Annotated in this window: 7 protein-coding genes and 1 pseudogene; 5 read left to right on the forward strand and 3 right to left on the reverse strand. The window is 48.3% G+C overall.

The window, feature by feature from the left end; all coding sequences use genetic code 11:
- Positions 1–2817: pseudogene (fdnG, locus tag PSI17_RS09795) on the reverse strand (formate dehydrogenase-N subunit alpha); the annotation flags it as partial.
- A 174-nt stretch (positions 2818–2991) separates the two neighbouring features.
- Between fdnG and fdhD the strand changes: the two are divergent.
- The gene (gene fdhD, locus PSI17_RS09800; protein ID WP_273551818.1) at positions 2992–3822 is read left to right on the forward strand and encodes a formate dehydrogenase accessory sulfurtransferase FdhD; all 831 of its coding nucleotides are present in this window, start codon (positions 2992–2994) and stop codon (positions 3820–3822) included.
- Between the two features lie 60 nt (positions 3823–3882).
- On the opposite strand, the gene PSI17_RS09805 is transcribed toward fdhD, so the two are convergent.
- On the reverse strand, positions 3883–4647 hold the full coding sequence (locus PSI17_RS09805; protein WP_273551819.1) for a GNAT family N-acetyltransferase: 765 nt from the start codon (positions 4645–4647) through the stop codon (positions 3883–3885).
- A gap of 526 nt (positions 4648–5173) precedes the next feature.
- On the opposite strand from PSI17_RS09805, the gene PSI17_RS09810 reads away from it, so the two are divergent.
- The 4 genes from PSI17_RS09810 (at position 5174) to PSI17_RS09825 (ending at position 11390) form a co-directional block, all read left to right on the forward strand.
- On the forward strand, positions 5174–5917 hold the full coding sequence (locus tag PSI17_RS09810) for a Slam-dependent surface lipoprotein (protein ID WP_273551820.1): 744 nt from the start codon (positions 5174–5176) through the stop codon (positions 5915–5917).
- Positions 5918–6067: 150 nt separating this feature from the next.
- A complete protein-coding gene (locus PSI17_RS09815) occupies positions 6068–7540 on the forward strand; it encodes a porin family protein (protein WP_273551821.1) in 1473 nt (490 codons plus the stop codon).
- Positions 7541–7601: 61 nt separating this feature from the next.
- Positions 7602–10559 carry a TonB-dependent receptor domain-containing protein gene (locus PSI17_RS09820; RefSeq protein WP_273551822.1) on the forward strand — a complete coding sequence of 986 codons (2958 nt, stop codon included), beginning with the start codon at positions 7602–7604 and terminating at the stop codon, positions 10557–10559.
- A 21-nt stretch (positions 10560–10580) separates the two neighbouring features.
- Positions 10581–11390: a TonB family protein gene (locus tag PSI17_RS09825; protein ID WP_273551823.1), complete on the forward strand. Its 810-nt coding sequence runs from the start codon at positions 10581–10583 to the stop codon at positions 11388–11390.
- A 61-nt stretch (positions 11391–11451) separates the two neighbouring features.
- On the opposite strand, the gene PSI17_RS09830 is transcribed toward PSI17_RS09825, so the two are convergent.
- Positions 11452–11940, reverse strand: a complete 489-nt coding sequence (locus PSI17_RS09830; protein ID WP_273551824.1) for an NAD(P)H-dependent oxidoreductase — start codon at positions 11938–11940, stop codon at positions 11452–11454.
- Positions 11941–11942: the final 2 nt, after the last annotated feature.

The raw sequence follows: 11942 nt of genomic DNA on the forward strand, positions 1-11942 counted from the left end.
TTTAACGGTATCGCCCTGTTTGATGCCCTTCTCCGCCGCCAACCGTTCACCAATTTCCACAAACTGCTCTGGCTGGGCAATGGCGTTCAGCAGCGCATGTTTGGTCCAGAAATGGAAATGTTCGGTCAGGCGGTAAGTGGTGCCCACATAAGGGAATTTATCGGCTTTCCCCATCGCCTCGAAATCGCTCTTGAACACACGGGCAGCCGGATTGGAAACCACATTGGGATGCAGCGGGTTAGTTCCCAACGGCGTTTCAAACGGCTCGTAATACTCAGGGAACGGCCCTTCTGCCATTTTGTCGATGGCAAACAGACGCCCCATGCCTTCCGGCTGCATGATAAATGGCCCGACATCCGTTCCCGGCGCGGCATTGCTGTAATCAGGAATATCCACCCCGCGCCATTTATCGCCATCCCATGCGATCAACTGACGTTTAGCGTCCCACGGATTGCCCAGTGGATCAGCAGAGGCACGGTTATACAGGATGCGGCGGTTCAGTGGCCAAGCCCATGCCCAACCCAGCGTATTCCCCATTCCGGAGGGATCGGCATTATCGCGGCGCGCCATCTGGTTACCTGCCGGTGTCCAACTGCCGGCGAAAATCCAGCAGCCGCTGGCGGTGTTGCCATCATCACGCAATTGGGCGAAAGAGGATAATTGCTGCCCTTTTTTCACCAATACATTGCCGTTGTCATCGCGCAAATCAGCCAAAGCACGACCGTTATTGTCTTGTGCGACCTCTTCCGGTGTTGGCGCGTCAGGATCGAGATAATCCCACGTCATGCTCAGGACTTGTTCCGGCGCAGAGCCTCCTTCTTCGCGATACAAATCACGCAACCGCTTGAAAATGCCCGCCAGAATTTCTCCATCCCCAATCGCTTCCCCCGGCGCATCCGCGCCTTTCCAGTGCCATTGCAGCCAGCGGGACGAATTGACTATCGAACCATTTTCTTCGGCAAAACAGCAGCAGGGCAGACGGAAAACTTCGGTCTGAATGGACGCCGGATCAACGTCGTTGAACTCGCCATGATTTTGCCAGAATGATGATGTTTCGGTACTGAGCGGATCAACCGTGACCAAGAACTTCAACTTCGATAAAGCCGCGACGACTTTGTTCTTGTTCGGGAATGAGGCGATTGGGTTGAAGCCCTGACAGAGATAGCCATTCACTTCCCCTTGCGACATCATGTCAAAGTATTGCAGGACATCGTAAGGTTTATCCCACTTCGGCAACAGATCAAAGCCCCAATCATTCTCCTGACGGGCATGATCACCATAGAAACTCTTCATCAGGCTGACAAAGAACTTCGGATAATGCTGCCAATAGTTGACCTGCCCCGGCACCGTGGATTTTGGCGTGTTGGCCTGCAAATAAGTTTGCAAATCGCGCTGTTTCTCCGACGGCAGGGAGAGATAACCCGGCAGGCTCTGGGATAACAATCCCAAATCCGTCAGCCCCTGAATATTGGAGTGACCACGCAGCGCGTTAATGCCGCCACCGGCCATGCCTATATTGCCGAGCAGCAGTTGGATCATCGCCATAGTACGGATATTCTGCGCGCCAGTGGAATGTTGCGTCCAACCCAGTGCATACAAGAAAGAGGTGGTTTTATCTTTCACGCTGGTTTCCGCCAGATATTCACACACCTTGAGGAAATCCTCCTTCGGTGTGCCACAGATATCAGTCACGACATCCGGAGTATAACGGCTGACGTGGGCTTTCAGCCGGTTCCAGACACAACGGGGGTGAGTCAACGTCTTGTCGCGTTTGGCGTAACCATTTTCATCCAGTTCATAATTCCATGTCGTTTTATCGTACTGACGATTTTCCGCATCATAGCCGCTGAACAGGCCATCATCGAACGAGAAATCTTCCCGCACAATCAGGCTGGCATTGGTGTAAGCCTCAACATACTCACGGTGAATTTTTTCATGGGTTATCAGGTATAAAATCACCCCAGACAGGAAAACAATATCCGTCCCGGAACGGATAGGCGTGTAGAAATCCGCCACGGATGCCGTACGGGTAAAACGAGGATCGATAACAATCAGTTTAGCGTTGTTGTGAATTTTGGCTTCCATCGCCCAACGGAAACCGACAGGATGTGCTTCCGCCGCATTCCCGCCCATCACGACAATCAAGTTCGCATTCTTAATATCCACCCAGTGGTTGGTCATCGCACCGCGACCAAATGTTGGAGCAAGACTTGCTACCGTTGGTCCGTGTCAGACACGCGGCTGGTTGTCTACGGCAAGAATGCCGAGAGCGCGACTAAATTTCTGCGATAAAAAACCGGTTTCGTTACTGGCCGCAGACGCACACAACATGCCCGTCGTCAGCCAACGGTTAACCGTCACACCGGCTTGATTGGTCTTGATGAAATTGGCATCACGATCTTGTTTCATCAATCTCGCAATACGGTCGAAAGCTTCATGCCAGCTTATTCGCTGCCATTGATTGGAACCCGGGGCACGATATTCGGGATAGCGCAGACGGTTTTTGCTGTGAATAAAATCCACCAATCCGGCCCCTTTGGGACACAGGGCACCCCGGTTGACTGGATGACCCGGGTCCCCTTCGATATGGAAAATCGTCGATTTGGCATTTTTGGCGCCATCACCAAGGCTGTACATCAATAACCCACAGCCGACAGAGCAGTATGTACAAGTATTTCGGGTTTCACGCGCACGCAGCAATTTGTAGTTACGTGTTTGTGCCATTGCAGCGGTTGGGGCAAACCCCAGCGCGGCTGCCGTCGTACCTGCCATACCGCCAGCGCAGATCTTAAAGAACTGCCTTCTGCTGACTTGCATGGAGATCTCCTCACTCACATTGCTTATTAACACACCGAGTAATAAATTAATGAACCGTTTTCGGTATCGGGGGCGGCTTGTTATAACCCCGTCTATATCCACACAAACAGTATTATGAATCAATCTACTGGGGAATTCACTTTGAATAATGCAGGGTCAGGAAATCAGTTAACAATGGAAAAAATTAACGGTGCTTGCCGCACTTATGTCCAGCAAAAAAATGCCCAACAAAAAAATACCCGACACGGTAACCACTTGGGCAAGCCAAAGCCGGATTGGGTGGCTGAGGAAATACCGGTCGCATTAGTCTATAACGGTATTTCCCATGTCGTGATGATGGTGAGTCCCAAAGATCTTGACCATTTCGCCATCGGGTTTTCATTGTCGGAAGGGATCATCACGTCGGTGCAAGACATTCGGGGTATTGATGCGATCGCGAGCTGTCACGGAGGCATTGAGCTGCACATTGAACTTTCCAGCCGTCGCTTTGCGGGATTAAAAGAACGCCGACGCAATATGGCAGGAAGAACAGGTTGCGGTATCTGCGGCACTGAGCAACTGACCGAGGTCTTTCGTCCCATTGCGCCCTTGCCTTTCACCCAAACGTTTTCACTTTCTCACCTTGATGCCGCGCTTACCCAATTACCGCAAGTTCAGAAAATCGGCGCACTCACTGGCTGTACCCATGCGGCGGGTTGGATTCATCCTGAAGGAAAATTACTGGGAGGTTGTGAAGATATCGGCCGCCATGTTGCGCTGGATAAGTTACTGGGAATGCGGGCAAAAATGGGCTGGCAACAGGGCGCTGTATTGGTTTCCAGCCGCGCCAGTTATGAGATGGTGCAAAAATCGGCTAATTGTGGGGTGGAAATTTTATTTGCGGTGTCTGCCGCAACCTCACTTGCTATTGAAGTCGCACAGAAATGTCATCTGACGTTGATCGGATTTTGCAAGCCGGGACGGGTAACCGTATATACCCATCCTAACCGGTTGATCGAACAGTAGTGTGAGCTGGTTGTATAATTATGATAAGAACGAAATCCAGATACAGTTAGAAAAATATTTCTAATCGAGGCTGTGAGACATCCACAAATTAGGTTCAATGTAATAAGCCATCTGTTTTTCAACATCCACAACCAACGGCACCAAGCCACCGGGAATGATATACTCCCCGCTTTGCGGAAATTTCATGTTTGTCCATTCCTGCCACTGTTCCACGGTGCCATAAATATCCATCGAGCGAAGGGCTGGCTTGATGATTTTGGCCCCTAAACGATAATGAGTACGAATCCACGGATCAAACGGTTCGCCTTTATCATTTTTCCAACCACAATATTCGACAAAGTCTTGCAGGGGATATTGACTTTTCAAACTTGGCCTGACAGGGACAACCAGCCCCTGCAACCCTTCATTGCGGGCGGTCTGTTTCAGGCTGTTGATGAGTAAAGCCGGGATGTTTTGACCCCGGAACGCCGGGTCAACCGTGACACTCAGGGCGGAAACCATGTTGGCTTGCACCTTTCCTTTCGCCGCCCCACCCGCCTCGAACACCGCATCCCACCCCTCATCAGGCAATTGCTCTAATGAACGATGTTCCCAGGGAAAAGGAATTGAGCTCAACAAACCAATAAGACGCTCTTCTTTTCCCTGTTGCAGAATGGCAAATTTTTGAAAGCGGCTGAAACCTGGCTCATATAATTTGCCCCAATATTTTTCAGCGACCGCATCATAATTCATAAACAGCGGCCAATTGTTATCAATCAGCACGTCCACCTCATCAGCAAGATCAGTCCGTTCTTCAGCAGATTGAATAATTATTTTTGCTTCCATCATGGTTCTCCCATTAGACCTTTTTCATTCTTTCAAGTCACGAATTTAACGTTAATTACCTGCAATAAATGCAGGCAATTAAAACATAAGTAAAATTTATTTAACGAATGTTTTGTTGCCAAATTTCACCATAACAGGGAATGAATCGTTATCCATATAAAATAGATGGAATAGTTTTAATTATAATAAGTGGTTACATCATTCGCTAAATTTAATTACGTGTGAAATTCTTTCAAGGCTAATTATATTATTAACAATAAAATAACGTCAGTAAATAAAATCTACCCACCTCACATTTTCAATAAAAAATCAGCGTGTTTAAGTCTGATTTAAAATGCTAAAAATCAAATAAAAATCAACAAAATAACCAGAACCAATGACGAATAAACCCTATTACCAGTGTAACAAATAGTAATAATTATCATTTACATTATCATTTGAACGGTGTACTTTTTTCTCGCGCAATAAATCAGGCCGTTTTTAAGATTGGGTAACGAGGGATCCCCCATTCCAAACGAGGATAATGATGAAAAAATTGAATGTATTAGTCGCCGCTTTAGGCGCACTGGGATTTATGGCACAGGCTCAGGCTCAGGCTCAGGCAGCAGTTGGATTTGGTCAGAGTCAAATAAGCACACCATCGTACATTAAAGTTGGTGTAACCCAACCAGGCTCAGGCCCACATGGTGGCAAAGGCGGGGAACCGGGTATTGGTGTCAGCTCCGTTTATGGTGGTCAAATCACTGGCTTTGCTGGCTTAACCCGCATGGCACCGGCTGACAGCAATGGTATCCATAATATTTCGATGGCAGGTTCTCACGGCGGGATGGGGGTATTCCATTTCAGCAAAGTGGCCAATGCGGATGTTTACTTCGGTGAATGGTCACAGACGGGTAAAGCCGATGATAAGACTCATACGGTTTATTATGCGGGCAAAGACATTACCACCAATATACCAACTGACGGTACAGCAACTTATGCGGTGACCGGTATTAACCAGTACAGTGGTAGCAACGCCCTGTCCGGTACATTAACCGCAGATTTCGGTGAAAAAACGCTGATTGGGTCAATGGCAAATACTGCAATGACACTAAATATCGATGCCGATATCGGTGCTGATGCTAAGTTTGAGGGGGACGCTAAGATTGGTAACCTTGCCGGAACAACAGAAGGTCACTTCTTTGGCGACAGCGCATCCAGTCTGGCTGGATATGCAAAATTTGCTGGTGATCATTCCAAAGATACCGCTTTCGGTGGTTCTAAACAGTAATCCTTAATTATCCAGAGAACAGTGCCATTTTTGGTGCTGTTCTCTGTTTTTATTTATTAGGTTTCTATTTATTACTGTTTTATTTAACGGCTTTATTTAATTTATGGCCATTTATGTTTAATAACGTGGGCTTTGTGATCTGGTTTTACGATGTCTGATAATCGAACACCCTCTATATTACTCACCGCAGTGGTGGCTTTAGGCCTGTCCCTGCCAAGCTATGCCGATGACGATACCAGCCACAAAATCTGGCAGGAGGCGCAACACAATCAACGAGAAAATGAAGCCAGCCTGATTACACCAGACCCCGTTTTTACTGAGAATGGTTCGTCGTTAATTGTCATTAATGGGCAAACCTTTCAGGTTGAAAACACGATTAATGATATCGGTCAGGCATTATTTCTCGCCATTAACCATCAACAATGGCCGGATGTCAGGCGCTTCCTCACGGCTTATCTAAAATTGCCGGAGCATGATGTGATGTTGGTCAATTTTGCCCAAGGGGGGCTGGCACGTATTGACGGAGACTTGGATCTCGCCGCCGATCATTACCAACAAATCCTGCATCAACAGCCCGATTTTCCCCGTATCACACTGGAACTGGCCCGGGTCTATTTTGAAGATCATAAAAATCGGGAAGCCGAGCAACTGTTTACCGGATTGTATCAGGCACAAACCCTCCAAGAAGCCGTACTGAAAAATATTAACAGCTATCTGGAAGCGATAGCGCTGAGAAACAGTTGGCGCGGCTCTTTCTCGGCCGGTTACGCCTACAACGATAACGTCAATATGTCGCCTGATCAGGAACCAATCTGTACGCACTACGTGGGAGCTCAATGTGCGTTTAAAAAGGGAATACCAAAAGCCGTCAAAGCCTGGGGCATGTCTTATGACGCCACATTAAACCGGCGCTATCAGCTTGCCGGCCATCACGGCATTTTTGGCCGTAGCCTGATTTATGGCGAAAATTACCGTGATTACCACGATGAAAACGAAAACACGTTGCTGCTGGTGGGCGGCTATAACTATAAAAGCAAGCGTCATGATTTCTCGTTTGGCCCCCTGTTTGAATATAAACAACGTGCAGACGATGCCGGTTACCGTGCCACCGGAGCCAAGACCGAGTGGCGATGGGCTTTCACTGCCCAAACCGCCCTTAATGTGGAGCTTGAGCATAAACAGCTACGTTACCAACAACCGTTCCGCCGGAAAGATGGCAGCTTTTCCTCAACCTATCTCACCCTGTTCCATTCCATCAACAAAGACGTTGTCCTGTTTGGCGGCGGCGATTGGGTTTACCGCGACAACAAGCAGTATGCCGTGGATCGCTATCAGCAATGGGGCGTTCGGGCGGGGATTGCCGGACAGATCTATCCCGGCATTAACGGTTCCCTGTTTGCCACACTGAAACAGCGCCATTTCGGGGCTTATAGCCCAATGATGAAGGCTCGACGTCAGGATAACGAACAGATTTACAGCGCGGTGATTAAAGTGCCGGCCGCAGAAATTTGGGGGATGACACCTTCTGTGACGTTCCGCCATCGGCGCAATCACAGCAATGTGGATTGGCTGTACAGCTATAACAAAAACGAAATCCTCATCCGGCTGGAAAAGTATTTTTAACCAAAAGGTTCTGTTTTTTATTTGTGTGATGATGATCGACAAATCGAGGCAAGAGATATCCATGGCATACCGTATTAAAACACAATTCACCCCTATCACAATTGCAGTATCACTGGCATTTTCACTGGCTGCACCGCCGCTGTTTGCCGAATCCAAACCAACGGTGACGGCCTCAAGCAGCAAGACAGATCTTGGCAAAATTCGCGTCACAGAGAACAGTGATAAAGATGAAGCCGGTTATGATGCGGTTTATGACAAAGATATCTCCAATATTTATATCGGCAAAAAGGAAATCGAACGCTATAAGGGCACTTCTCCCGCCGATTTACTTAAAGGGGCGGTTGGCGTATACAGCGGTGATGCCCGTAATAGCGGTGCCCTGGATATCAATATTCGTGGTGTTCAGGGGCAAGGGCGTATTCCCGTTACGATTGATGGTACAGAACAGGCGATTACCGTCGGGCGTGGCTACAATGGTGCCAATAACCGCAACTATATCGATCCAAACTTAATCAGTAGCATTGAAATTGAAAAAGGCCCTTCTCTCAGCCGTGGAATCAAAGGCTCTGTCGGCGGTGCCGTCTCCATTAAAACCTTAGGCATTGATGATGTGGTACCGAAAGGGGAAACCTTCGGTATCAATACCAAACTGGAAACCAGCAGTAATTCCGTCAGAGAGCGCACACCATCCCTGTCATTGGGACAAGACTACCGCGATGTGCCGAATTTTGCCCGCAATGGTATCGAAACTGACCCGGCCTTACAGGTCACACCCCACTCATCGAAAGACAATAAACTGTTTGGCTTTAAAGATAATGCCTTCCGCGTCGCGGTGGGTACACGGCAGGAATATTTTGACCTGATGCTGGCCTATGCTTACCGCCGTCAGGGGAACTATTTTGCCGGCAAAGGGGGCGCTCATCGTTATGATGAAGCTATTACACAAGCTGACCGGGAACTGATGAAAGGCGCCCGGACAACATTAGATCCTTATCTGCCGTTTGCCGCCCGTATCTATCGCCCCGGCAATGAAGTTCCCAATACTTCCAGTGAGATGCGCTCCGTGTTAATCAAGAACAGTTGGCGTTTCAGCGATGATCAGATACTGCTGTTAGGTCTTCGTGATACCCGCATGGAATTTGGCGACATTATGCCCTCACGCTTGGGCTGGGTTGATCCCGCAGAGAATAAGGTTCCCCAATGGCCACTGGCGAATGTCCACCAGCAAGCGGCCAACCTGAGCTATAAATGGCAGCCCACGGATAACCCTTATGTTGATTTCGACCTAAGCCTGTGGACAACCCGCACCACCAGCAATACCAACACCTCCGGGGGATATCCGCGCACCCCCGTTAATAGGGACTGGGATTGGGAAAATGGTCGTAGTAGTAAAAGAAGCGCCAATATTGATGGTACGTTGATCGATGGCGCCACAACTCATTCCCAGAATAACCGTTGGGGGGTCGATCTCTCCAATAAATTTACCTTACACCCCACTCTGGATCTGACCTTAATGGGAAATTTCCAACGGGAACGCCTTGGCTCCAATGATGACTACAATGCCACCAATATGTACTTTTTCCAGTCAGCATCGCGAAAAGGGCAGCGTCAGGAAATCAATCTCGCCTTTAATTTTGACTGGCGGCCGACTTCATGGCTGGAACTGAAAGCTGGTGCCAAACGTGTCTCCTATTGGTCGCAAGATGATTTGCTTAATGAACGACGTGCTGCAAAGGATTGGCGTTACGGAAAACAGTCGGAAACCATCGGGCATGAAATGAGCTACAAGAGAACTCCAACAGAAGAAGAAGCCATTAATTTCAAGAGACGCTCAGACGAAGAATATTACTCCAAACTTAGCAGGAAAGAAAAAAAAGCATTACGTGATAAGGTAAGAAAAATAGAAGACACAATCACTTCACGTGATGGTCAAAAACGCAATATGATTTCTGAAAAATTCGAATGGAAATACGATCCCGGCACCGGCAAGCTCAATAAAAGCGATAATCCCTATTTCAACAGCCAACTGGATATGAATGAACGGGTTATCGACCCAATAAGCGGTAAGGAAGCCTATAAATATGAATACGGCGGAAAAGTTGATGCCAATGGTATATCAGGCCCTGATGTTGACGACCCTTGGGAAACGCCTGCAAAACGTAAGGATCATGCCTGGGCACCTGCATTTTCGGCCACTGCTTATGTCACGGACGATCTCCGTCTCTATACCCGCTATGTTGAAGCGGTAAGAATGCCCAGCATTTTTGCCGATACCGTCGGTTTTTCAGGAACCTTAGACAACCGCGTCGGTCAGCGGTTTAAGCCTGAGCGTGCCAAAACCACTGAAGTCGGCTTTGTTTATGATTTCAGCCAGTTGGTTGATGCTGAACGCCATGCCGATATCAAACTCGCTTACTACAATACCGTGATTGAAAATGTGTTCGACAGGGACAACACTTATCATTTCGCCCAAATGGATAAACAGAAATTGGCTGGTCTGGAATTACAGGCACGTTATGATAATGGCAGTTTCTTCACCGACATGGGGCTAACCTATAATATGAAAAACAAGGTCTGTGACCATAACTCGGTGATGAGAATGGATTCCCAAAATCGTCATGGCATCCCTGAATGTATTGATGGCGGTTTCCCCGGTGGTTATTTGCGCACCTCTATCCAGCCTCAATATTCCGCTAACCTGACCGTCGGTGGCCGCCTGTTGGATGAAAAACTGGAGCTGGGCAGCCGCATGCTCTATCACAGCAAGGCGGAAAATAAAGAGGAAAAATGGCTGATGAATGCGTTACCGGACAGTTATAAAGGACAGTCCAATAACCCAATGCGCTGGAATCCGGTGTTTACGGTTGATGCCTATATCAGCTATCAAATCACGCCGGCTGTCTCCATGGAGTTGACCGGCACCAACCTGACCAACCGTTACTATCTCGATCCGCTGACACGTTCGATGCTGCCAGCGCCGGGAAGAACCTTTAAACTCAGTCTGACCAGCCAGTTCTAGCGGCTAATTTTAGAGGATAGTATGACCCATACCGCCATATTAGATAATCCAGCAGCCGGCTCTCCCTTGATGCCACAAAAGGGCGTGCTGGTAGGGATACTGATCGCCATTTCGTTACATATCAGTCTAATATGGCTGTTTAACCGACACGAACCCTATGATGATACCGCCCATCATATCGACAACAACACCGCTGCCACGGGGCTATCCATTACGATGGTGGCAGCTCCGGCATGGGAAAGTGAGCCGGAGCCTGTCGCTCCGCCCTCCCCGCTTTTGACTGCGCCACAATCACCGGCCAAACCGGAAATAGCACTGGATAGGGCGGTTTACCCTGATATCAAGGTGGAAAAACCACAAGAAGCCAAGAAACGCCAAAAACAGCAGAAAGAAAAACCGCCAGCAGTGGCAGAAAAGAAAACCACCCAGTCAGCGCAGGTACAGAAAGAAAACCAGACAGAGCAGGAAACCCACGGTAACGATCAGATTAACTCAGCAGGCAGTATGAGCCGCGCGGCAACATCACAACCGTTGGTCGGACAGGGAAACCGTGAAACAGACAATTACCGGGCAAGGCTGCGGCAAGAAATTGAACGCCATAAGCGCTATCCCCGCAAGGCAAAGAGAATGAAACAGCAGGGCACCGTTACGGTTAACTTTACCCTGTCAGATGACGGCACATTAACCGCCGCCAGGGTGGTTAACTCCTCCGGCAACGACGCATTGGATAATGCCGCACTGGATGCTGTCGGGCGCGCCAGTTCAGTGGGTGCTAAACCGGCGGATATCTCACCCAATGTCACGCTTCAACTTGATTTTAAGCTGGATTAACCGAGGATCTCGCCCACTATTAGCGCCATTGGGCGAGATTTATCGAAAATTATGATATTGGCTAAAGGGTAATAGATTCCAGCATGGCTTTTCTTTCTGCATCACTGATTTTGGGGATGGCATAGAAAGGCACAACTTTTGTCGGATAGATACCCACCAGCCCCAATGTTCCCAGTGTCATATCACGCATAAAGTTATCTAACTCCATGCCATTCTGAACCAGAACCTGTTCTGCCGTACCTAACGTGATAAATACGGTGGCTGATTTTCCGGTCAGATGAGGGGTAAACACTTTTTCGTCTTCATAATAAGCAAAGCCATTGGAAAATACCCGATCAATCCACCCTTTAAGAATCGCGGGCTGGCCAAACCACCAGATAGGATAAATAAAAATAAGATGATCGGCTTCTTTAATCATGGCCTGACTTTTTGCAACGTCCGGTAATACTTCTCCCCGGTGCAATGCCTCAAAATCCGGGCTGGCAAGGACAGGATTAAATTTCTCATCATAGAGAGAAATAAAACTGTATTCGTCACCTTTCTTGACTATTT

The organism is Xenorhabdus sp. IM139775, from assembly GCF_028598745.1.
Lineage (GTDB): Bacteria > Pseudomonadota > Gammaproteobacteria > Enterobacterales > Enterobacteriaceae > Xenorhabdus.